Raw genomic sequence first — 22,431 nt, 5'->3', positions numbered from 1 at the left:
CATCCTAAATAAATCCCCAGAGGTGTTTTATATGAAAAGTCAATTATTCATCCATTCAAACTCGATTACGTTGCGTCCATTTACGCTGGAAGATCAGGCTGCCGTGCATGCATTAATCCAACAACCCGAAATCACGGATATCCTGCCGGATTGGAAAATGACCGAGGAGCAGTTGCACGAATTTTTACAATTTGTCGTAAGCAGTTACGAGCAGTTCAACCCGGAAGATGTACGCATCCTACTTGCCGTTGTACACAATGAAGATCAGCGCATCATCGGTTGGTGCGGGGTGTTTCCGAATGACATGCTGGATCATGGAGACCGGGAAGTGGCCTACGCCATCTCCCGGGATTATCGGAATAAAGGATACGTCACAGACGCGGTTCAAGCCCTAACATCATATTTATTTGAGCATACCTTGCTGAATCGAATCGTGGGCATTGTGAAACCGTTCAACCAGCCGTCATGCAAAGTTCTGGAGCATACGGGTTTTCGTTATGTCTCTCGTAGAAAGCTAGTGGACCAGGAGAACTACGATTATTTTGAACTGCTCAAAATAAAGTCCGAACCAGTGCAACCGAAGCAGGTACATTCTGCAATTCGTATACGACGAGCACAGCAGGAAGATGCTGTTGTACTTACAGAGATGTGCAGTCGCGCTTTTGATCATGCCATAAAAGTCTGGTCGGACGGTGAGAAGGAAATCGATAGCAATCTATGCCCACCTGGTTATTCTTCTATCCGAATGCATCGTTTCCTGATTCGTGAATGGGACTATTATATTGTGGAGTCAGACGGATGTGCCATTGGAGGGGTGAGTGTTAACGTGCTTGGACGAAAACATGCCAGGATCGATAAGATCTATATTGATCCCGTATGCCAAGGACGTGGTGTGGGATCTCAAGTCATGAAACTTATTGAGACTGAATTTCCGCAGATTGAAAATTGGAAGCTGGAGACCTCAGGTCTGCAGCTGGATAATCATCATTTTTACGAAAAAATGGGATATATTCGTGTCTATGCATCTGAGGAAGAGTTTGGATATGAGAAGAACATGTCAGTTGATTCTTTTGATCCAATATGTGATGAGACATTATCCAAGGACTCGGGTGAGTCAGTGGTTGAGTTTGTTCAAGCTAATCTTGACTCAGTTCGGTACAGTACCAGTAATCTGACCAATAGTCGGATCACCGACTGTAACCTGAGTGGAAGCAAATTCACCAATCTAAATATGACCAATATATTGCTAGCCGATTTACGGCTAACCGACAGCAAGATTGAATTCTGTGCTTTGGATGGCGTTCAATTCCAGGATACACATCTTGGATCTGACCGTGTACCCATGCAGTGGGCGCATTGTGATCTTGGAGGAAGTCGTTTTATCGATTGTGATCTATCTGGGGTTCAGTTGGAGCAGTGTCAAGTGGCTGGGATGAAGATCAACGGAGTAGAGGTAGAGAAACTGTTTGCGGCTTATGAAGCTATGAAATCCTGAGAATGAATGGCAGAACAAATATAGAAGCATACTAATCCGGTTGAGATGCTGATTGTAACAGATCCGAGTTTGATTAGAGCAAATGAAGAAACGGGTGCTTCGTGTGGAGGATGTCAAAAATAGCATAGGGAGGTCTATGAATAATGATGACTGAACGATTTGCAGGTAAAGTGGTCCTGATTACAGGCGGTGGCTCCGGCCTCGGCCGGTCGGCAGCTGTAGAAGTTGCACGTGAAGGGGCCAAGCTTGCCCTGGTTGACGTGAACATGAAGGCGCTGGAAGAGACCAAGCGTGTGATCTCAGAAGAGATACAGCATGCCGAGTTTCTGTTAATTGAAGGTGACGTAGCCGACGAAGAAGCCGTGAAGAAGTATGTTAGTGATACGGTCAATGAGTTTGGACGTATCGATGCATTTTTCAACAATGCAGGCATTGAGGGCAAGCAAAACTTGATCGAGAACTATGATACGGAAATGTTCAATAAAGTCATCGACATCAACCTGAAGGGTGTATTTTACGGGTTGAAGCACGTCTTGCCTGTGATGAAAAAACAGGGCGAAGGCTACATTGTGAACACGTCCTCTGTTGGTGGCATCCGTGCCGTGCCGAATCAGATTGCCTATGGAGCGAGTAAACATGCCGTAGCCGGTATGACCAAAGATGCGGCGATTGAATACGCCGAGCACGGGATCAGCATTAATGCAATTGCCCCCGGAGCCATTCTGACAGATATGGTCATCGGTTCGTTCAAACAGATCAACCCCAATGATTGGGAGTCAGCATCCAAAGAGTTCGTGAAGGAAAACCCGGCCAAGCGCTTGGGTGAACCGAAGGAAGTAGGGCGCCTCGTTGCCTTCCTGCTGTCTGGAGAATCACCCTTCATCAATGGAGCCATTATTCCAATTGATGGTGCACAATCAGCCAAATATTGATCCCATAATCAAACCGCGTATCCATGCGACATAGACATATACCGAAGAACGCCCGTTCCGCCAATGTGCGGAGTGGGGCGTTCTTTTTGATGTGAAATTTGGGATAGCGTATCTTTGGCGGGTTAAGTGTGCTGTAGAATCTGCGGCTTTTTGCTGAATCCTGTACTCCCGGCTGTAAAGCCCATCTGGCGATAGAATTCATGTGCAGCTTCACGTTCCGGACGATTGCCACTGTTCAGAGACAGGGAGTCCACATTATGCGTGGCGGCCCATTGCTCGGCTTCAAGAACGAGCTGGCGGCCGATGCCTGAGCCCCTGAACTGGTCGTGTACAACCAATGCCATGATACGGCAGTGTCTTCCGTTCTTTTCATACAGATAAGATGTCTGTAATCCAATCAGTCCAACTACGCGACCGTGTGCTTCAGCAACCACTGTGGTGAAGTTAGCGTCTTCAGCAATGTGGGTATAGCGCTCCTCCATCTCGGCATAAGTGGTTGGATAACCGAGTTGATCCATCAGAATGACCATATCTTGCAGATCCGTAGTAGAGCTATGTCTAATGGTTACATCCAGACTCATAGTCGTATCTCCTCCTTGGGTCTTTCTTTCAACGAAAGTTCAATAATGGTATCCAGCAGATCTGCAAAAGAAATGCCTGCAGCAGCTGCACTTTTGGGCAGCAGACTGTTACGGGTAAGACCCGGCAGCGTGTTAACTTCAAGCACATAAGGCAAGCCTTCGCGAATCATCATATCCACGCGCGCGTAGACGCTGCATTTCAGCACCTGATAGCAGGCAAGTGCCGCGGCTTCCACACGGTGGTGAAGGTCCACAGGCAACTGCACGACCTGCTCATCGGCTCCGTGGTCATCATATTTGGAAGAATAATCGAAAAACTCGGCGTTCGAACGAATGGAGACCACCGGCAGCATTTTTCCATCCAGAATGGCACAGGTGATCTCCTCACCTTCGATATACTGTTCAATCATGACCGTATCATCCCAGACGAGGGCAGCCTCCACAGCAGCGGGCAGGGCGTCAGCCTCCTTCACTACTTGGGTACCGATGCTGGAACCGCCTGAATTGGGTTTGACCACCACAGGGTACGTTAATTGTTGAACAGCAATAGAGGACAGTTCCTCGATATGACTCACCCGCAGCCACTCTCCGGTAAGCACACCTGCATGCTGCATGAGCTGTTTGGACATGTCTTTATCCATGCATACACTGCTCGCAAGCACGCCACAGCCTGTGTAGGGAATACCCAATGATTCCAGTGTGCCTTGAACCGTACCGTCTTCGCCGTACTTGCCATGCAGAGCAAGCAGTGCCACATCGATCCCGGCCGATTTGTCGATCAGATCCCGCTTGGTATTTAGCTCAATGGGCACAACCTCGTATCTATCTTTGTCCAGATGGTTGATCATCTCCTTTCCGGTGAGCAGGGAAATAGCCCGCTCTGAAGATGTACCGCCCATAATCACGCCAACTTTCATGTGAAATCCTCCTTCTTATCTCATTTGAGCTGCTGTCTCGCCAATGATCCGAATGCCCTTGCGTATATTCTCATCGCTGACTCTGGAGAAACCCAGACGCATCGTGTTTACGCCCTGACCGGGTTCCAGATAAAAGGTATCCCCAGGTGTGAACGTTACACCTTTCACCTTACAAGCCGCGAGCAGTTCACGAGTTCTGTATTCAGACGGGAACTGCACGAACAGGTGCAGGCCACCCTCACCGGAGATCCGGCACATCGGCAGATGCTGCTTCAGGCAGCGCACAACCAGTTCATATTTGCGCTTATACTCTGTACGAGCCCGCTTCAGATATTTCTCGAAATTACCGTTGCTCAGATATTGATACAGTAGCGATTGATCCAGCGTTGATGTGTGGATGCTGCGTGCCCGCTTCATACTCTCCAGATAATCGATCAGCGCCGCATCCGCAATAACCCAACCAACCCGCAGTCCTGGGAACAACACCTTGGAGAAGCTGCCTAAATACACGAGCCCATTGCCTTTACCCATACTGGCAATCAGGGGAGAGACATGCGAACCGGAATAGCGTAATTCTTCGTTGAACCCGTCCTCAATGATCGGTACCTGGTATTGGTTCATCAACCGGATAATCTCCGCCCGTTTCGCAGGGGACGTCACAATCCCGGTTGGATTGTGATAAGAGGGAACCAGATAGGCCAGATCATATGGACTCGCCTCAAGCTCATGTTCCAGTTGCTTCAAGTCCAGGCCATCCGGTTCCATATTCACACCAGTCAGGTGAAACTGGTGCAACTTTAGATTCTTGATCGCCGTGTGGTGCGTTGGATTCTCGCAGAGGGCTTTGCCGCTTTTTTTGCGTAACGCCCCAAGAACCAGATCGAAGCCTTCCGTGAATCCGTTGGTGATCAGAATGTCCTTGCCACGGAGGTCGACACCTTTGTTCTCCATATATCGTAATAAATAGTTCATGAGTGGTCTGTATCCTTGCGCATATCCGTAATTCAGCAGTACTTCGCCTTCAAGTGACATACGATCCAGAAAAGCCCGTTTCACGTTGTGCAGATCGAACAGCTTCTCATCCGGTGCTATGCTGGTGAACGAGATCTCGCCGCGCTCTGCTCCGGAGCCATGCTTCATCAGATCGTACTGCTCTGCCTGAATGGCATACTCGCTTACTTCCGTCGTCCAGTCCAGTTGCCAGCTTGCTGTAGCCTCAGGTGTTTCGATGGAGGCACTGACGTAATTGCCCTTGCCTTTGACTGCATAGATCAGTCCCTCATCTTCAAGCTCGGCGTATGCGAGCAGAACCGTGCTGCGACTAACCTTCATGAGTGTACTGAGTTCACGGGTCGAGGGCAGCTTTTGTTTGGCTTGCAGGCCACCTTTGAGCATTAATCGCTTCATATAATCTTTGACTTGTATATATACAGGGCGGTCCTCCGTCAGTTGCAGATCGGAATACATCCCATCACTCCCTCTACTGGTATCTTGCCATATTATAAACCCAGCAGAAAGAACCACGATACCTCTGTTTCCCTGCGGGAGTGGTTGGTTGTTCGCGTAAACGCAAAAAAGCCCAGGCAATATGCCTGAGCCGGGTGGTGAAACTTGATCCATTTTCTATAGTACTGCTGCTATAATTTCTACAGTTGCATTGCATGACTAGTCTCTCTAGGATCGATAGCTATCTGACCTTCTACGTGTGTCTATATAACTTCTGTACGGCTATAATTGCAGGCTTTCTAGGTGATACTTAAAATCTACAGTGAAATCATGAATCTAGTTCTTTCTACGTTTGCTTGCTGCAAGGGTCGAATAGAGGGTAAATCCACAATCTATAAGCTAAGGTTCTTGCTAACTGTACTCTTGTCGTGATCACATAACAGAATTCAGCATGAAAAAGATATTCAATCATAGGGTACAATAGACGGAGGTAGATATAAAGACGTATGTCTCAGTGCCCAATTTCTTCCTCATACCCCTATAGTACCACTTTGAATCAGGGAAGTTAACCTTTTTTTTGAAATATTTGTCGTAATAGTGAAAATTGCGTGAATAGTACTTCTTATAGAATGAAATGGTGTCCCTTTATAATATGTGATAAGATCTAAACCTATAGATAATGAGGAAGTGAGCCTATTGATTAATATTACCGTGCCAACACCAGATGTAACCATCACGAAGCAGGCTGATCCACAGCTTAGCCACATTTATGGATTCACTGATTTTCACCTGATTACCCGGGAACTAGGCGGGATTTTCATGTTTTACAATGCCGCTGGAGAGTTGTTATTTGTCGGGAAAGCACGAAAATTAAGACCCCGTATCAAAAAGCATTTTGAAGACACTGTATCACCAATCAAGAATCACCGCGAGGAAGTAACGAAGATTGAAGTATGCCTGGTTGAAGATCCGGTAGATCGTGAAATTTACGAAACATATATCATTAACACGATGCGAGCGAAATACAATGTAGACAAAGTGTTGTACAAATAAGAAACTTCATCTGGGACATATGTGTGTTATGCCAATGAGAAGGATGTGATCGCAGGATTGCATCCCGTTTCGCTTGGCACAAATGTAGAAATACCAGAGCTCAAGTTAAGTATTATAGAACGTAGAATCACAGATATATCAAATACATATGAAGAGGTGATTGTGTTGATCGGTCGTAGCGGTAACCCCACACTTAAAGACAGCACGTTTGAAAACAAAGGATATGGAGAAGATCGCTATCAAAATTACATGACGATCAACGGCACGGTGAACAAAGCATTTATTACTTTGGTGATCCTGCTGGGCAGTGCGTTTGCAACATGGATGATGTTCTTTAACGGACAACAAGTGATGCCGCTCGCTTATGGCGGACTGATCGTTGGTTTCATTCTGGCACTTGTGATTTCGTTCAAACCTGTATCGGCGCCTTATCTGGTACCCGTCTATGCCGTGGCAGAAGGGCTATTCCTGGGAGCACTCTCCGCAACCTATGAGTCACTGTATAACGGAATTACCTTGCAGGCGGCTCTGTTGACCATGGCTGTATTCATTGCCCTGCTGGTGGCATACAAAACCAGATTGATTAAAGCTACAGAGAACTTCAAGCTGGGTGTCGTGGCTGCAACAGGCGGGATCATGATCATGTATCTGCTGAGCTTTGTACTGGGTTTCTTCGGAATTACGATTCCTTATCTGCATGATAACAGCTTGATCGGCATTGGTATTTCAGTGGTTATCGTCATTGTGGCTGCCCTCAATCTGGTCCTTGACTTTGACTTCATCGAAGGTGGCGCTGAACGTGGTGCTCCCAAGTACATGGAGTGGTATGGCGCATTTGGCTTGATGGTGACGCTGGTATGGCTGTACATTGAGATGATCCGTCTGCTTAGCAAATTACGGAGCCGGAATTAATCTTATCGTTAAAGTTTGAACTTCATGAAAGCTAACGCGTGTTACTCACGTCGTTGGCTTTTTTTGTTATATGTGGATGCAGTCTAGAGGCAACTTTCTGAACAGTAGGAGAGGAAATGATAAGGCACGAGGTGTGTACATATTACCATATTTGGATTGACGGTCTGGAAATGGTTATGGTATTTTATTGATAATGATTATCATTTTCGTTTAAAAGTTACCAAGTCGTTTTCATTCTTTAGCTACATATCAAACCGATCAAGCAGATCGAAAGGAGTGGCCTCATGTTACTGGAAAATGATTCGCAGATTGCTGTGCACCAGCCTCTTACCGGCCGCAGTCCCAAGACGGATCTTGCGAAGGTTAAAACATACATGGATACACATTACGATCAACCTCTATCGATTGCAGACCTTGCCTCCGAGGCGGGTATTAGTCCGAAATATTTCGTGGATTTGTTCAAGAAAACGTACGGACAGAGCGCAATGGAATATCTTACTGATCTGCGCATTAATCGAGCCAAGCGATACCTGAAGGAATCCAGATACAAGCTTCGCGATATTGCTCTGAGAGTGGGATACAGTGACGAGTACTATTTTAGCCGTAAATTCAAAAAGGAAGTTGGCGTATCTCCTTCGGATTATGCGAAAAACGCCAGAAAACGGATTGCCACCTGCTCCTCCAGTGTGATTGGACAGCTTCTGGCGCTCAATGTCATCCCCGTCGCTGCACCCATCGATCCCAAATGGACCGCCTATTATTATAATGCACATCGTACAGAGATTCAGTCTCACCTGAAATTGACGGACCCGTACACGAGCTGGCGATTTGAGGCCAATGTGGAACGGTTGGTTCATATTCGCCCTGATGCCATCGTAGGTACAGATCAGATTAGTGAACAGGATCAGGCCCAATTGGCCGAGATTGCGCCTTGCTGTTTTGTCCCCAAGCATCATTCGGATTGGCGGACACAGCTGCGCATGATTGGATCATTTCTGGAGCGGGAGGAACAGGCGGAGCAATGGATACACATGTACAACCAGCGAGCGGAGAAGGCGCGCGAATCGGTACAGCGGGAAGTGGGCCGGGAGAGAGTGATCGTCGTGCGGATCTACGGGCAGAGTCTGTACCTCTATAGCAATCCGGGTATTGAAGAAGTGTTGTATGGAGCACTGCAACTAGAGACCTTCTCTGATCTTAGTGCCAATAATCCGTTAACGTTGGAGCAGCTAGCCGCAATGAACCCTGATCGAATTCTCGTAATGGTGTGTTCCGAAGCAGCTTCACGGGCGTATTGGCTTAGCTTGCAGCATTCGGTTACATGGCGTCAGCTCAAGGCCATTCGTCAGTACCAGGTCCATCTGATCACAGGTGACCCTTGGTTTGATTATTCGGCTGTAGGCGTGATGCGCATGCTGGATGAAGCGCTACTGATCTTCACGGGATATTGTCCAAACATCTATCTGGATAACGTCCATGGTGATTCCCAGGCGACGTGACATATAATCCTTGTATCTAAATGAGAATGTTTATCAAGGGGGATATCACATGTTTCACTATATCAAAAACACCGGACAACGTTCCGTTGGTAGCAAATCCCGCAGTGCCCGGCTCTCAGCCCTGATCCTACTGCTGTTAATTACAGGGTTGTTGTCTGCCTGTGGCGCAGCGTCCGAGAATGCAGGATCCGCTCAGGGGGAGCAACCCGCAAAGGAAACTTCAACCCCGGCTTCAGCCGAGACGGTTGTGCAGGAAGAGCAAGCGGAAGAGACGACGGGTGAACGCACCGTAAAAGATGACTTGGGACATGATGTAATTATTCCAGCCAGTACAGAGCGAGTGTTTGCACCATATCTGGAAGATTCACTGCTAACCCTTGGTGTTAAGCCAGTAGCTCAATGGGCGAGTGGTACGAAAGGGCATGTCTATCTACAGGATCAACTCAGTGATGTGCCTACACTTGATTTCTCCAGTGGATTGCCTTCGCCAGAAGCACTGATGTCGTATAATCCTGACTTTATTATTTTGCACACGGCCCAATACGCCGAGAATGGGGTATACGAGAGTTATTCGAAGATCGCACCGACCTACGTATTCACGAATGCATCGGGTGACGTAGAGAAGTCTTTGCAGGTCATCGGTGATCTTCTGGGCAAAACGGCTGAAGCCGAAAAAGCCATTGAGACTTACCATGCCAAGGTTGAGTCAGCCAAAGCTGAACTGGCAAAAGTGGCCGAAGGCAAAAAAGCAGCCATTATCCGTTTTGCCCCACGTGGCATTAGCATGATGGGTGGCAATTACTTCAGCGGTTACGTCGTATATGAACAACTGGGACTCGGTAAGCCTGCATTGGTCGAGTCGGAGAACAGCGCCATTGTATCGACAGAGGTATTACCCGAGATTGATGCCGACTTTATTTTCACCGTGGAACAGGGGCCAGGCAGCATGAAGGAAATGACCGAAACGAACGTATGGAACAGTATGCCTGCGGTGAAAGCGGGGCATGTGTACGCTGTCGAGCCAGCTCCTTGGCTGGGTGGTGGACTGATCGCATACGGTCATGTTATCGATGATACGTTAAAGGCGTTAACGCAATAATCTGAATAGTATAGCTCCCTTTGGGGTGCCCGGAATCGGATGGTTAGTCCAGCGTTCCGTACGCCGTGAGGGAGTTTTTTTGTGATTGAAACGTGAACATTATATGACATAAATATGGAAATATGGAGATAATCAAAATGATTTCTGGATATCGTCCATGGGACAGCCGGATTCACTCTTTTATAATTGGTAATGAGAATCAATCTCAAGTGCAGATCAATATATTTAATTAACCATAACCATAACCAATATAAGTTGAGTTTATGAACTACACAGAAACGGAGAAGTCAGAAAAAACCTGGAGATAACAGCGATCGAAAGGTTATTCTGACGGCGTAGTGTATGAGTAGTTCAGTATTCAAACTTATATAAGCAGAACAACGAGGAGGACCCATCCGTAATGACGTTTCAGCCTAATCCAACCGCTCCTGGGAACCTTGAGCATATCGCACGCAGTACCGTTCAGATCCCGCATGCCGAACAATGGACCATGAAATCACGTTCAGGTCATCATGACTATCAGATCATGGTATTCAAGCCTGCCGAACCTCCGCCCCCGTCCGGTTACCCGGTGATCTACCTGCTGGATGCCAATTCCGTATTCGGCACGATGGTGGAAGCTGTTCGTGTGCAGGGACGGAGACCGGAGAAGACAGGTGCACTTCCGGCGATTGTCGTAGGCATTGGATACCCGATTGCGGGTCCCTTTTCCCCTCATCGATACTATGATTTTACTCCAAAAGCCACGACGGAATATACCGCAAAATCCGATGGCACACCTCTGCCCGAACAAGGAGGAGCGGATGAATTCCTGCGGTTTATTGAAGAAGAATTGAAACCGGAGATGGAGCAGCAGTTTCGGATTGATCGGGACAGACAGGCTATATTTGGTCATTCGCTTGGGGGTTTGTTCGTGCTCCATGCGTTGTTCACGAAGCCGGAGGCTTTTCGATATTATATTGCGGGTAGTCCCTCGCTGCACTGGAATCAGAAGGTCATGCAGGCGGAGGAACAGGAATTCATTGCAAGGTTGGATCAGCAACGGGTGAACGTCAAGGTGTGGATTGGCATGGGTGAACAGGAGAAGACACATCCAGCACGCAACAATGACAAGGCAGCGAGTCTTACGGAACGTTTATCCGCATTGAAGCAGTCGGGGCTGGATATCGCCTACACCGAGTTCGAAGAAGAGAACCATGTCTCGGTATTGCCTTTTTTGATTAGTCGCACGATGCGTTTTGCCTGTAGTCCGGAGTCGTAGAAGACCCGGAATGAGGGACGTTTTTGCAGAATCAAACCGACATCGCTCTAACAGGGGAGAACGCGATCCGTTCCAGCTGAGTCTTCCCAGATCAAGACACGCACGAGGTGGCATTTATCCACTGAAATTCTCGGGAGAGGTTGCGGACCCTTCCACATCGTCACTGGAGCGGGTATTGTAGCGGGTTCTACAGCAGAAGCAGAGCTGGCAGAGACTGCTGCCAAGTCCAGAACAATGCTGCTGCCGATCAGATTCGTTAGAGCCTGAACTCAACCGAAACCCCAAGATAAAACGAATAAGCCCCAGCCTCATACTACAATAGCTCCGTATACAGATCCTCCAAGGTTATGATTTCGGGCTGGCTCGGCAGCTCTCCCCCAGCCGAACAGGCTGCCAGCATATGCCCATCGTCCAGTCGCTGACTGTGGAAGCGATATTCCACGGCCTGCTCGCAATGCCACCCTTCCCGCTCATCGGGAAGGATGGCGAAGGAATCCAGTGGAATGGACAGGCCCATACCGACTGCCTTGATATAGCTTTCCTTCAGCGTCCATAGACGGTAGAAGGTCTCCTGCTGCATTCCAGCAGGCTTCGCAGCGAGGAACTGGCTTTCGGATCTAGAGAAGAAGCGCTCTGCAATCTGCATGTCAATGGGTGCTATTTTCTCCACATCCACGCCCAGTTCAACTGTACTGCCAGAGATCAGAGCAATCCAATCCCCAGAATGGGAAACGTTGAATTGCACATTGCAATGGTGATTGAGCGAAGGTTTGCCGTAGGAGTTACGGGTAAAAGAAAGCTCATCAGGTCTCAAGCCGGTTAACTTGCTTAGAGTCACACGAGTCAATATCTCCCCCAGCACGGAGCGATACGCGTCAGCCTGACGCACAAAACGCGAAGCCTGAGCACATCGCTCGGCAGAGACTTGCGACAGAAAGTGGTTCCAGTACGCCTCGGGCAATACTTCTGGAACTTGGAGCACACGAATAGTTATCATCATTTATCACCTGAGGACATAATTCGGCATGGATCAATAACTTTCCTTTATATGGAACGATCCTCAGTGGATCTCTCTAATGATTCTCCAATCAAGCAGGCTATCCGCGCTACATTTTACGGTTTCAAGCTATACATCTTCACGCTTCTTGCGCTCGCTTCCATTCCGTATGGGCAGTCTGTACGCGATCCCACATGTCTTGGCATTCCAGTTCACTGTAATTCACCAATGGCTCATGGAATAGTTCAGTTAACACTTCACGCCACTCTGTGTAGGTCTGAATCTCCTTTTTCCGAATCCCTTTCATATCATGTGTTCGGAGCATACATCCACGTAGTTCATGACTACAGTTCTCATCCCGCTGACGAAGCAAAAATACATTATGCCAAGGTGATTCGGCCGCTCGACTGTAGAATTCATGCTTCGGAATGAACTCTTCCAGGCTGGTGACTGCTTCAGGAGCATAGTCCACGCCTTCGCTTGGTCCGTTTGGTTCATATTCGAGGCGCCACCCGCCAGCAACAACAGATGATGGCATCAATTGATACGTGAATGGTGCCGAACCATAGGTTCCATAACGAAGTGGCAGAGGTTCGAAGGGCATTCCGCCCAGGCCTACATCCACAATCCAGCACTCAACTGTCGGGTCAGCATCCGGCAAAAGGACAGATAGACCGAGATGGAACGAATTCACTCGTGGTTGTTCTCCATGGGGCTGTACTCCGCCGCGATGCCAATCAACCTTGTAACCCAGAGAGTGGAGAAGAACACTAAATGCACCATTTAGATGAAAGCAGTATCCGCTGCGTCGCTGTAATATAAGTTGGATCGACTCTTGAAGACTGATTCCAGCAGGACGACCTGCAAAAATATCGACCGTTTGCCAGGATAGATGTTGCACATGTGCTCGTTGCAGTTCAAATAAGAATTCCAGTGTGGGTTTCTTTATGTCATCAATGCCGATCCGTTTCAGATAGGCCTGTATTTCAGCTGTATTCAATGGTTCACTCATCCAGATCACCTCATGTTATATAGTGGGCTGCAGGCAGATTTATAAACTTCTGCTGCCCTGAGTTCATTGTAAAAGTGAACGTGCGAAATAAACATAATCAGTTGAGTAGATTGTAACGGTACAATTAATGAGTACAGTCTAAAAAATGATCTCAAGAGATTAACATCGTTTTGATGCAATCAAAATACAATATATGGATGGGCTATTTCTTTTTCTTGGGTATGCTAACCCTTTGGAGTGGATATAGGTTAGAATATAGATAGATAGCAGGATTAGGAGATGGAAAAATGGCTAATGATGAAGTGATTTTGACACAGGAAGGCTTGGAAAAGCTGGAGGACGAACTGAGGGAATTGAAGACGGTGAAGCGCAAAGAATTGGCTGAGCGTTTGAAACTCGCGATCAGTTACGGTGACCTGAAGGAAAATAGTGAGTATCATTCAGCCAAAGATGATCAGGCCTTTATGGAGACTCGGATTTTGATTCTGGAGAAGATGCTGACAAAAGCAAGAGTCATCACTTCAGATAATATAGACTCCAACAAAGTGAGCATTGGATCGACGGTGTTTCTTAATGATATTGAGTTCGCCGAGAAGATTGAATATAAAGTGGTTGGCCCTGCCGAGGCTGACGTTGCGGATAATAAAATTTCGTACGAGAGCCCGCTGGGCAAAGAATTGATGGGCAAAGAAGTCGGCAGCGTCATTCATGTAAATGCTCCGATGGGCGTTATCAAATATGAGCTGCTTCAGATTAAAGTGTAATACGGGAACGAGGTGCTTCGCAGTCAGAACGTGGCTGAGGGGACACCTTTTTTTATTATATTGAGCTTGAATGCTTGGGCGATTTACTTCATTTTAACTTCATAGGGTTGGGCGGACGGACTTTGTCACATAATGTTTCTAGGGAACGTACGAGATGAAGATTTCCCTGTGTATTAATATGTAAAAAAATAACATTTCGACAAATTTTGAATTTCGAATGACCTGACAAGGTGAGTAGTATATAATTACGGGAAAACTTTAAAGTGATGGAGTAGATACGATGAATTTTAGTAAGCCTAATCTCGATCAAGACAACGCTGGCAAAGGTGAACGCTTCTCGCGTGCTGGATTCATTCTGGCAGCCATTGGCAGCTCGGTAGGACTGGGTAACATGTGGAAGTTCCCGTATATTACGGGCGAGAACGGAGGAGCTGCGTTTTTCCTGCTCTTCATCGTCTGTTTGCTGTTGATCGGTCTGCCCGTGTTGCTGGCGGAACTTGCGATTGGCCGTAGCGGCAGAGGAAGCGCCGCAACTGCTTTTATCAAAGCAGGCGGACATAAAGGCTGGCTCGCAGCCGGTTTGCTGCAAGTACTGACGCCTTTTATCATCCTTTCTTTTTATGTCATTATTGCAGGCTGGACCTTGCAATATGCGATTACGTCCTTCAGTGGAACATTGTTTAACAATCCAGATTATGCGGGACAATTCAATTCCTTCGTAGGCGGTTATATGCCGATCGTGTGGCAACTGGTCGCGGTACTTGTCGTAGGCTGGATTGTAGCCAAAGGGGTATCCAACGGGATTGAGAAATTTAACAAAGTGTTAATTCCCGCCATGCTGGTGCTGCTCATTATCTTGATGATACGGGCCGTAACATTGCCTGGTGCAGGTGCGGGGGTTTCCTTTTTCCTGAATCCTGATTTCTCGCAACTTACAACGGAATCAGCACTGGTGGCGCTCGGACATGCCTTCTTCTCCCTGTCACTCGGAATGGGTATTCTAATAACCTATGGTTCGTATGTGGACAAAAATCAATCGCTCGGAGCGGCTACCATCGCTGTTGGTGCGGGTGACCTGCTCTATGCGTTCATTGCCGGCCTGATCATCTTCCCAACGACATTCTCATTTGGTATCGCACCGGATCAGGGACCGTCACTCATCTTTATAGCGCTTCCGGCAGCCTTCTCGGCGATGCCACTTGGCTTCCTGTTTGGCGGACTGTTCTTCATCCTTCTGGCTATTGCCGCATTGACTTCGGGAGTATCCTTGCTGGAAGTTCCGGTGAAATATTTCATGGAACGTCTGTCCTGGAGCCGGAATCGTGCGGTATGGGTGATATCACTCGCAGTCTTCATCGTGGGACTTCCTTCGGTATTGTCGCTCGGCTTGCTGCCTGAATGGACCATTGGATCGAAGAGTGTATTCGACTGGATGGACTTTGTAGCGTCCAACATCCTGCTGCCTGTTGGTGGATTGCTTGTGACGATTTTTGCCGGATACTTCTGGAAAACGGCTGCGGAAGCTTCCGGCCTGCGTTCCGGATGGTTCCGGGTGTGGTTGTTCATGCTTCGTTACGTGGCACCGATCCTGGTTCTGTTGGTTCTTCTGCACACATCCGGTATCATTCACTTCTAATTGAAGACCAGATAGGCATAAATGTTGTCTGTTGTGCAGATTTGCCATAGATAAAACCTCTTGGAAGAAATGCTAAAGCCCTTGTTTTCCCGCTTCAAATTTGGGACAATACGGAGTAGAGGTTTTTTGGGTAGGACCGATAAGCCATAGCTTTTTTTGCGAAAAGAGGATTATACAATGAACAAATCATCCATATATGGATTAACATTAGAGCAATTACGTTCCTGGCTACCGGAGCATGGGCAGAAGAAATCCCGTGCATCCCGGATCTGGGAATGGTTATATCAAGAGCGTGTACATGATTTTCCTGCGATGACCGATGTACGTCAGGAGTGTCTGGATGTGCTCTCTGAACATTTCACAATGAATTCGCTGAGTGAACATGTGAAGCAGGAATCGGCAGATGGTACCGTGAAATTTTTGCTTCGGATGCAGGACGGCAACCTGATCGAGACGGTATTGATGCGGCAAAAATACGGACTTACTGTATGTGTGACCACACAAGTCGGCTGTAATATTGGCTGTAGCTTCTGTGCGAGCGGCCTGATCAAGAAAAGTCGTGACCTGACTGCTGGAGAGATTGTGGAACAGATCATGCACGTACAGCGACATCTGGATGCAGCGGGTCAAGACGAGCGGGTAACAAATGTGGTTGTGATGGGTATTGGCGAACCATTCGATAACTTCCAGCACATGAGTGATTTCATCGAAGTCATCAAAGATCGCAAAGGATTGGCGCTGGCAGCCAAACGGATTACAGTATCCACAAGTGGCCTTCCGGACAAGATCAAGGAATTTGCAGACAGCAGTCTGCAGGTTAATCTGGCCATCTCTCTGCATGCACCAAATAATGAACTGCGCACACACATCATGAAGATCAACCGGGCTTTCCCGATTGAGGAATTGATGGATGCGGTGGATTATTATCTGGCTACAACGAACAAACGCATCATGTTTGAGTACATCCTGTTGCGTGATGTTAACGATAAGCGTCAGCATGCTGCGGAACTGGCTGAGCTGTTGTCCAGCCGCAAGAGTATGGTCAGTGTGAATCTGATTCCTTACAACCCGGTGGATGAGCACAGTCAGTATCAACGGAGTACAGAAGAATCGATTCTGGGCTTCTATGATACACTCAAAAAGAACAACATCAACTCAACTGTACGTATGGAACACGGTACCGATATTGATGCCGCCTGCGGACAGTTGCGTAGTAAACAAATGAAGAACAACGCTGCTGAATCCGAGCCAGACCGTCTGGCAATGGGATAAGAATAAGACACAGCACGGAGCTGGTAGATAAGTCAGGATGCGTGGTTGCTATGATCCGTGCCCTTACGTATCATAACCGTTCGATCACGAATGCTTGTCTGAATATAAAGACGCCTCTGTACATCACTGAGAAGTGATGACAGAGGCGTTTTTGGAATGTCATTATTTCAGTTTTTTGATCATCAGCAGATGGGGGATGCCGTCTTCCATAAATACTTCCGACGCCGGTGCATATCCGAGACGTTCGTAGAACCCGGAAGCCTGCACCTGTGCGTGCAGCTTGGCTTTCTCAAGTCCTTCGGCAATAGCCATCTGCTCCAGCTTGTCGATCAGTATACGACCCAGGCCATGTTTGCGGTAATCGAGCATGACGCAGATCCGTTCCAATTTGGCGACCTGTTCCACAACGCGCAGCCTGGAGGAAGCAGCAGGTACACCGTCTACGTAGAGTAGAATGTGGCGTGCCTCCGCGTCTAATGTATCATAAGCGTCGAATTCATCCGCTGCGGGCACGCCTTGTTCTTCGACGAAAATAGCTGTGCGAATGGCAAAGCAGGCATCGAGCAATTCCTGATTATTAACTTCAACAATCGTTGTATTCATGAATGTTTCTCCTTTGGGTGATCGTAATGTTATCCTAACGTGATAAACTGGTACATAACAGGAAAGTAAACGAGTCTCTTTCTTTTACATGATTCAAGCGATTTGGTTAAAATTGAAACCAATTCAACTGTAGTTATACCATCAATTATGTTGCGAATGCAACAATTTTATAGGGGCGTGAATGTGTTGACTGAAAAGAAAGAAGTGCTGCGTGAAATTGGTATGATCGCCCGTTGTCTGGATTCAATCAGTAACGTGGAGTTTCAGCATTTGAACCTCTCCCGGGGACAGTATCTATATCTGTATCGAATCTGTGAGAATCCGGGGATTATCCCGAATCAGCTCGCTGAACTGATCAAAGTAGATCGCACGACTGCGGCAAGGGCTATTAGCAAACTCGAATCGGATGGATTCATTATTAAACAGCCAGCAATGGGTAATAGGAAGAATAAAGTGTTATATCCCACCGAAGCTGGGCTTGAGGCATGGGAATTTATTCGTAAAGAGGGCGTGCATTCAGATCAGGTAACGCTGGACGGTCTGACGGAGGAAGAGATCGAGACAGCGATTCACCTTCTCAGGCGCATGCGTCATAACATTGAAGTGGACTGGAAATTTGTTAAAAAGGGTGGACGACGGCCCTACATGGATCACCTGGAATAGACAACAGCCTTTTTGGTATAGCCAGGTACATCCACATTCTGTATACTCTTACAAGCTGTAAGTATGAAGCATGCTTATCCGAAATGGAGGGTCACGGAATGCAGGGCAGAGGATCAGACTTTTACGATAATGAGGCGAATTTCGAAAAGTACATGGAACGTCGCAAGTGGCAGGAGAACGCCAATGATACATTGGAGAAGCCGGTAATGCTGGAGTTGATCGGAGACGTTGCTGGCAAAAATATTCTGGACCTCGGTTGTGGAGATGCAAGGTTCGCGGCAGAATTGCTGAGTATGGATCATCCAGGTACAACGTATACGGGGATTGAAGGTTCTGTGAATATGATTCAGGCAGCCAACGAGTCGGTAAACGGATTGAATGCCCGGATTGAGCAAGCGTTCATGGAGGATTGGACCTACCCGGCCAGAGTGTATGATCTGGTTATATCGAGACTGGCTATTCACTATATTGAGGATGTGGACAGCCTGTTCCGCAACATATACGATACGTTGAAAGAGAATGGTACATTTGTATTTTCAGTAGAACATCCTGTGATCACGTCTACGCTGCAACCTTCCGGTACTCGAACGGATTGGGTAGTTGATCAATATTTTGTGGAAGGATATCGTGAGCAGCAGTGGCTTGGCGGTTCTGTGAAAAAGATGCATCGATCCATTGAATCGTACTATATGGCGTTGCAACGTGTAGGGTTCCATGTGGAGCATTTGCGCGAGTCAGCACCACAGCGTGCTCATTTTGTAAACGAGGAAACCTATCTGCGCAGAAAGCGCATTCCGCTGTTTCTGTTTTTAGGTGCCCGGAAGTAGATCGTGATAAAGCGTATAGATAAATAGATGAAACCGTAAAGTTATACTCATAAAGTAGAAAGTTCTACACAGAAAACGGTGGATAACACTAGATATAGGAGTAAAAGGCGCAAAATCTATCCACATGTGGATAAGATATTGCGCTTTTACTGTTATGTTTCGATACCTTTGATACGTTTACTGTGTATAACCCTCGATTATGAATCCCCTGCAGCTCTGACATAGACACGTTCTCCATGCCGATCGACTTCAACAGGTGCCTCGAAGAAGTTGCTCAGCACTTCCGTGTTCATCAGATCACCTGTTAATCCGCTACTGACGACTTCGCCCCGGCGCAGCAAGAGGCTGTGACTGAATACGGGCAATATTTCCTCCGTGTGATGGGTGACATAGATGAGTGAAGGGGTATCCGGACGCTGGGACAATTCACGGATGCTCTCCAGCAGTCGCTCTCGTGAGAACAGATCCAGTCCATTACAAGGCTCGTCCAGAATAAGTACGCGCGGATTGGCCATTAGTGCTCGGGCAATGAGAAGTTTCTGTTTCTCACCTTGAGAACAGGTGCGATATTCGCGATCCCACAGGTGCTGACAGCCCAGCGTTTGCATCAATTCTTGTGCCTGATCCAGATCATCATCTGACAGCTTGTCATACAGGCCAATGGTGGCGTGTTTACCGCTGATCACCACATACTGTGTGCGGTCTGTACCGTGCAATTTCTCTTGCAGAGATGAACTGACCCAGCCGATGGATTTGCGAAGCTGCCTCAGATCCACATCACCATATTCATGGCCTAACACGGATATCTTGCCTTCGGTCGGCCAGAGATATCCGGTGATCATGTTCAGGAGTGTTGTTTTGCCAGAGCCATTCAGGCCAAGCAACGCCCAGTGTTCACCGTCATTGACCTGCCAATTGACATCGTTCAGCAGGGTGTGAGGGCCCCTTTTCCAAGTGACATGTTGTACATCAATAATCATGCGTTATTCCTTCCTTCTGTTATCCTCAATTGTCCTAGGTGTATTGTAGTCACAAAACCAAAGAGGTTTCAACGGTCATCACGCTGTCCTTGGTCGATCCCTGCGCAGAAATACAGCACACACACCAAGCAGTGGCAAAAACGAACATAACTTGATAACAAATGCAATGCTGGTCACGTCAATTAAAGAACCTAGCACAACCGAGCCAAGTCCAGCCATGCCGAATGACAGGCCGAAAAACAACCCGGATACGGTTCCAATATGACGAGGAAGCAATTCCTGTGCATAGACAATGATCACGCTGAAGCCAGACATCAGGATTAGTCCGATCATGCCGCACAATACCATGGACAAGACGGGTCCAGCGTAAGGTAGCAACAGTGAAGACGGTGCAGTACCTGCAATGGAGAACCAGATCATCGGTTTACGTCCATAGCGGTCAGCGAGCGGGCCGCCGAGCAAGGTTCCGACCATGCCTGCAAATTGCAGAATAAACAGACAGATCTGTGCCTGGGAGAGAGGCAAGTGATATGCATCGGCGTAATAAAAGGCGTAGTACCCGGTCATGCCAGCAATATATACGAATTTGGAGAACAGCAGCAGGATGAGAATTCCCATTGTAAAAGCGATGAATCCCCGGCTTACAGGCCGAGCTGCTGGCTCTGCGCCGCTTGATTGTAGAGGCTGCTGCTGATGAATACGAGTTTCGGCAAGCTTGTCTCTGTACCAGCGACTGACCAAAGACTGAATGAAGATACCGATCAGGGCAAAGCCCATCAGCCATAGAAAACTAAGCTGCCCATGTGGCAGCAAGATGAAGGCGACCAGTAGTGGAGCAATGGCCTGCCCCGTGTTGCCTCCCACCTGGAAGATCGACTGTGCCATTCCACGTCCACGTCCGGCTGCCATATGGGCCACGCGTGAGGATTCGGGATGGAGGATGGATGAGCCTATACCAATCAGTGCTGCCGAAACAAGCAGCATCCATAACTCGGAAGACAAGGCTAAGCCGAGAATACCGATCAGGGAGAATAACATGCCTCCGGGAAGCAGAAGGGGCATTGGTTTGCGATCCGACATATAACCCACCAGTGGCTGAAGAACGGATGCGGTAATATTCAGGGCGAAGGCAATCCAGCCCATCTGGGCGAAACTGAGCTGCATCGTTTGCTGGAATAGCGGAAAAGCAGACGGAACAACCGTCTGCATCGCATCATTCAGCAGATGGGCGAAGCTGACTCCGGCGAGTGCCCAATTGGCGGAGGAGTTGATTTGCATTTTGCTTAAAGTGGCCTGAGCCATGTGAGATCACCTCGATTTATTTTTTTCAATGATAAGAGATATGGTCGGGTATTGTCTTTGTGAAAAGTGCTTGGAAAGTGAGCACGATTTGCTATAATGTCAGCAGGTGAGGAAACGATGGAATTAAACATGACGCTAAATGGGTTGGAATTATGGAAAGCTACCGGAGGATTCGCGAATGAGCCGCATGTACATGACGACTGGTACCAGCTAACGCTGCCGGTCAGAGGTCAATGTCATCTGGTACAGGAACGGCATGCATACCCGCTAAAAGCAGGCATAGGAATTATTGCTCATCCCCAGACCGAACATTATTTTGAAATAGGGTCAGATTCGGCGGTCATTGTGATCAAGTTCCGTAAACCGCCATTAGGCAGTTTCGAAGGTGCAGAGTCAAGTGGGGACCGAGCTGAGTTTCGGCCTACCCAGACCTTTGATCCGGCGGAGATCAGCAGTCTGTTTCGAGGCTGGAATTCCATTTTGTTAGATGACATGCCAGATTTGCTGCAAGTACAGGAAGCAGAGCTGGCGGTCGAGACGTATCTAAGACGCATGTTGATGGGGCAGGAAAATGGAAAAGGGATTGTAGATAACGGTACAGTTATTGACCCTCATCTTCGCCGAGTGTTGGAGTACATTCACAGTGCCTACACGAGCCCGATGGATATTGATTCAATGGCGATGGTTGCACATCAGAGCCGGTATCATTTCATGCGTTCTTTCAAGGCTCTTACGGGATCAACACCATATCAATATCTGCTGAGTTTGCGTGTAGAAGAGGCATCCAGGAGGCTTCGCCTTACGATTGATTCAGTGACCACAATCAGTTATGAGCTGGGATTTTCCAGCGTCAGTCAGTTTTACAGGGCCTTTCAGCGAGTGTATGGTATGACCCCGATGGAATATCGGAATCAGGTGTAGATTTCAATAGCCAGTCTCGCGTATGCGAGACTGCATTCAGAACATTCCAGCAGGACACTGATTTTTGTTGTTGCCAAACGATGGAGACTTTGCTAAGATGGGAAAAAGTTAATGTAAGCGTATACATTTAGGTTAAAATTACAACGTTGTAATTATGGTTAACCATTAGAACAGTTGAAGCATTTTTTAGCAAGATTGATGAAAAAAATAGCAATTTATCAATGGTAATAGAATTGTTATATGGATAATTATAATCTGT

Annotated in this window: 21 protein-coding genes; 13 read left to right on the top strand and 8 right to left on the bottom strand. The window is 47.5% G+C overall.

Annotated elements, in window-relative coordinates; translation table 11 throughout:
* The first annotated feature begins 31 nt into the window (after positions 1–31).
* Both M1D71_RS28505 and M1D71_RS28500 read left to right on the top strand, forming a co-directional pair.
* The gene (locus M1D71_RS28505; protein WP_458124610.1) at positions 32–1,495 is read left to right on the top strand and encodes a GNAT family N-acetyltransferase; all 1,464 of its coding nucleotides are present in this window, start codon (positions 32–34) and stop codon (positions 1,493–1,495) included.
* A 146-nt stretch (positions 1,496–1,641) separates the two neighbouring features.
* Positions 1,642–2,427, top strand: coding sequence for a glucose 1-dehydrogenase (locus tag M1D71_RS28500; RefSeq protein ID WP_458127378.1), 786 nt, complete (start codon positions 1,642–1,644; stop codon positions 2,425–2,427).
* 122 nt (positions 2,428–2,549) lie between these two features.
* On the opposite strand, the gene M1D71_RS28495 is transcribed toward M1D71_RS28500, so the two are convergent.
* Genes M1D71_RS28495 through pdxR form a run of 3 tightly spaced genes read right to left on the bottom strand, consistent with a single transcriptional unit; the run spans position 2,550 to position 5,392 of the window.
* Positions 2,550–3,008 (bottom strand): GNAT family N-acetyltransferase, encoded by a 459-nt coding sequence (locus M1D71_RS28495; RefSeq protein ID WP_458124609.1) that lies wholly within the window; start codon positions 3,006–3,008, stop codon positions 2,550–2,552.
* A complete protein-coding gene (locus M1D71_RS28490; protein ID WP_458124608.1) occupies positions 3,005–3,925 on the bottom strand; it encodes a D-alanine--D-alanine ligase in 921 nt (306 codons plus the stop codon). Before M1D71_RS28490 ends, M1D71_RS28495 begins: the two co-directional genes overlap by 4 nt.
* A gap of 15 nt (positions 3,926–3,940) precedes the next feature.
* Positions 3,941–5,392: a MocR-like pyridoxine biosynthesis transcription factor PdxR gene (gene pdxR, locus M1D71_RS28485; RefSeq protein ID WP_458124607.1), complete on the bottom strand. Its 1,452-nt coding sequence runs from the start codon at positions 5,390–5,392 to the stop codon at positions 3,941–3,943.
* A gap of 675 nt (positions 5,393–6,067) precedes the next feature.
* Here pdxR and M1D71_RS28480 point away from each other — a divergent pair.
* From M1D71_RS28480 to M1D71_RS28460, 5 genes are all read left to right on the top strand, one after another.
* A complete protein-coding gene (locus M1D71_RS28480) occupies positions 6,068–6,424 on the top strand; it encodes a nucleotide excision repair endonuclease (protein ID WP_036612270.1) in 357 nt (118 codons plus the stop codon).
* 165 nt (positions 6,425–6,589) lie between these two features.
* On the top strand, positions 6,590–7,336 hold the full coding sequence (locus M1D71_RS28475) for a Bax inhibitor-1/YccA family protein (RefSeq protein WP_458124606.1): 747 nt from the start codon (positions 6,590–6,592) through the stop codon (positions 7,334–7,336).
* 284 nt (positions 7,337–7,620) lie between these two features.
* Entirely contained in the window at positions 7,621–8,835 is a 1,215-nt protein-coding gene (locus M1D71_RS28470) for an AraC family transcriptional regulator (RefSeq protein WP_458124605.1), read from the top strand.
* A 49-nt stretch (positions 8,836–8,884) separates the two neighbouring features.
* Positions 8,885–9,934 (top strand): ABC transporter substrate-binding protein, encoded by a 1,050-nt coding sequence (locus M1D71_RS28465; RefSeq protein WP_458124604.1) that lies wholly within the window; start codon positions 8,885–8,887, stop codon positions 9,932–9,934.
* A 400-nt stretch (positions 9,935–10,334) separates the two neighbouring features.
* Positions 10,335–11,195, top strand: coding sequence for an alpha/beta hydrolase (locus M1D71_RS28460; protein ID WP_458124603.1), 861 nt, complete (start codon positions 10,335–10,337; stop codon positions 11,193–11,195).
* A gap of 313 nt (positions 11,196–11,508) precedes the next feature.
* Here the strand turns inward: M1D71_RS28460 and M1D71_RS28455 are convergent, their stop codons facing one another.
* Together M1D71_RS28455 and M1D71_RS28450 are read right to left on the bottom strand one after the other, a co-directional pair.
* A complete protein-coding gene (locus tag M1D71_RS28455; RefSeq protein WP_458124602.1) occupies positions 11,509–12,192 on the bottom strand; it encodes a 4'-phosphopantetheinyl transferase family protein in 684 nt (227 codons plus the stop codon).
* A 139-nt stretch (positions 12,193–12,331) separates the two neighbouring features.
* Positions 12,332–13,204, bottom strand: coding sequence for an arylamine N-acetyltransferase family protein (locus M1D71_RS28450; protein WP_458124601.1), 873 nt, complete (start codon positions 13,202–13,204; stop codon positions 12,332–12,334).
* A gap of 287 nt (positions 13,205–13,491) precedes the next feature.
* On the opposite strand from M1D71_RS28450, the gene greA reads away from it, so the two are divergent.
* The 3 genes from greA to rlmN all read left to right on the top strand — a co-directional run bounded on the left by greA (position 13,492) and on the right by rlmN (position 16,876).
* Positions 13,492–13,968, top strand: coding sequence for a transcription elongation factor GreA (gene greA / locus M1D71_RS28445; protein WP_458124600.1), 477 nt, complete (start codon positions 13,492–13,494; stop codon positions 13,966–13,968).
* Between the two features lie 280 nt (positions 13,969–14,248).
* Positions 14,249–15,604: a sodium-dependent transporter gene (locus M1D71_RS28440; RefSeq protein ID WP_458124599.1), complete on the top strand. Its 1,356-nt coding sequence runs from the start codon at positions 14,249–14,251 to the stop codon at positions 15,602–15,604.
* A gap of 177 nt (positions 15,605–15,781) precedes the next feature.
* A complete protein-coding gene (gene rlmN / locus M1D71_RS28435; protein WP_458124598.1) occupies positions 15,782–16,876 on the top strand; it encodes a 23S rRNA (adenine(2503)-C(2))-methyltransferase RlmN in 1,095 nt (364 codons plus the stop codon).
* Positions 16,877–17,038: 162 nt separating this feature from the next.
* On the opposite strand, the gene M1D71_RS28430 is transcribed toward rlmN, so the two are convergent.
* Complete coding sequence (locus M1D71_RS28430; protein WP_458124597.1) at positions 17,039–17,479, bottom strand: GNAT family N-acetyltransferase; 441 nt, start codon at positions 17,477–17,479, stop codon at positions 17,039–17,041.
* 222 nt (positions 17,480–17,701) lie between these two features.
* Here M1D71_RS28430 and M1D71_RS28425 point away from each other — a divergent pair, with 222 nt between their 5' ends.
* Together M1D71_RS28425 and M1D71_RS28420 are read left to right on the top strand one after the other, a co-directional pair.
* The gene (locus M1D71_RS28425; RefSeq protein WP_458127377.1) at positions 17,702–18,142 is read left to right on the top strand and encodes a MarR family winged helix-turn-helix transcriptional regulator; all 441 of its coding nucleotides are present in this window, start codon (positions 17,702–17,704) and stop codon (positions 18,140–18,142) included.
* A 98-nt stretch (positions 18,143–18,240) separates the two neighbouring features.
* Positions 18,241–18,969, top strand: coding sequence for a class I SAM-dependent methyltransferase (locus M1D71_RS28420; protein WP_458124596.1), 729 nt, complete (start codon positions 18,241–18,243; stop codon positions 18,967–18,969).
* 197 nt (positions 18,970–19,166) lie between these two features.
* Here the strand turns inward: M1D71_RS28420 and M1D71_RS28415 are convergent, their stop codons facing one another.
* Positions 19,167–19,949, bottom strand: coding sequence for an ABC transporter ATP-binding protein (locus M1D71_RS28415; RefSeq protein WP_458124595.1), 783 nt, complete (start codon positions 19,947–19,949; stop codon positions 19,167–19,169).
* 78 nt (positions 19,950–20,027) lie between these two features.
* Positions 20,028–21,251 carry an MFS transporter gene (locus M1D71_RS28410; protein WP_458124594.1) on the bottom strand — a complete coding sequence of 408 codons (1,224 nt, stop codon included), beginning with the start codon at positions 21,249–21,251 and terminating at the stop codon, positions 20,028–20,030.
* A gap of 117 nt (positions 21,252–21,368) precedes the next feature.
* Between M1D71_RS28410 and M1D71_RS28405 the strand changes: the two genes are divergently transcribed.
* Positions 21,369–22,172: a helix-turn-helix domain-containing protein gene (locus M1D71_RS28405; protein ID WP_458124593.1), complete on the top strand. Its 804-nt coding sequence runs from the start codon at positions 21,369–21,371 to the stop codon at positions 22,170–22,172.
* The last annotated feature ends 259 nt before the right edge of the window (positions 22,173–22,431 follow it).

It is taken from the genome of Paenibacillus sp. Z3-2 (assembly GCF_054161325.1).
The sequence above is the reverse complement of the archived record's forward strand: the minus strand, read 5'-3'. Positions and strand labels throughout refer to the sequence as shown.

Bases quoted from the DNA above. Each gene is read 5' to 3' on its own strand.
- M1D71_RS28505 (WP_458124610.1), top strand. From the start codon at position 32: ATGAAAAGTCAATTATTCATCCATTCAAACTCGATTACGTTGCGTCCA.
- M1D71_RS28500 (WP_458127378.1), top strand. From the start codon at position 1,642: ATGACTGAACGATTTGCAGGTAAAGTGGTCCTGATTACAGGCGGTGGC.
- M1D71_RS28495 (WP_458124609.1), bottom strand. From the start codon at position 3,008: ATGAGTCTGGATGTAACCATTAGACATAGCTCTACTACGGATCTGCAA.
- M1D71_RS28490 (WP_458124608.1), bottom strand. From the start codon at position 3,925: ATGAAAGTTGGCGTGATTATGGGCGGTACATCTTCAGAGCGGGCTATT.
- pdxR (WP_458124607.1), bottom strand. From the start codon at position 5,392: ATGTATTCCGATCTGCAACTGACGGAGGACCGCCCTGTATATATACAA.
- M1D71_RS28470 (WP_458124605.1), top strand. From the start codon at position 7,621: ATGTTACTGGAAAATGATTCGCAGATTGCTGTGCACCAGCCTCTTACC.
- M1D71_RS28465 (WP_458124604.1), top strand. From the start codon at position 8,885: ATGTTTCACTATATCAAAAACACCGGACAACGTTCCGTTGGTAGCAAA.
- M1D71_RS28460 (WP_458124603.1), top strand. From the start codon at position 10,335: ATGACGTTTCAGCCTAATCCAACCGCTCCTGGGAACCTTGAGCATATC.
- M1D71_RS28455 (WP_458124602.1), bottom strand. From the start codon at position 12,192: ATGATAACTATTCGTGTGCTCCAAGTTCCAGAAGTATTGCCCGAGGCG.
- M1D71_RS28450 (WP_458124601.1), bottom strand. From the start codon at position 13,204: ATGAGTGAACCATTGAATACAGCTGAAATACAGGCCTATCTGAAACGG.
- greA (WP_458124600.1), top strand. From the start codon at position 13,492: ATGGCTAATGATGAAGTGATTTTGACACAGGAAGGCTTGGAAAAGCTG.
- M1D71_RS28440 (WP_458124599.1), top strand. From the start codon at position 14,249: ATGAATTTTAGTAAGCCTAATCTCGATCAAGACAACGCTGGCAAAGGT.
- rlmN (WP_458124598.1), top strand. From the start codon at position 15,782: ATGAACAAATCATCCATATATGGATTAACATTAGAGCAATTACGTTCC.
- M1D71_RS28430 (WP_458124597.1), bottom strand. From the start codon at position 17,479: ATGAATACAACGATTGTTGAAGTTAATAATCAGGAATTGCTCGATGCC.
- M1D71_RS28425 (WP_458127377.1), top strand. From the start codon at position 17,702: ATGATCGCCCGTTGTCTGGATTCAATCAGTAACGTGGAGTTTCAGCAT.
- M1D71_RS28420 (WP_458124596.1), top strand. From the start codon at position 18,241: ATGCAGGGCAGAGGATCAGACTTTTACGATAATGAGGCGAATTTCGAA.
- M1D71_RS28415 (WP_458124595.1), bottom strand. From the start codon at position 19,949: ATGATTATTGATGTACAACATGTCACTTGGAAAAGGGGCCCTCACACC.
- M1D71_RS28410 (WP_458124594.1), bottom strand. From the start codon at position 21,251: ATGGCTCAGGCCACTTTAAGCAAAATGCAAATCAACTCCTCCGCCAAT.
- M1D71_RS28405 (WP_458124593.1), top strand. From the start codon at position 21,369: ATGGAATTAAACATGACGCTAAATGGGTTGGAATTATGGAAAGCTACC.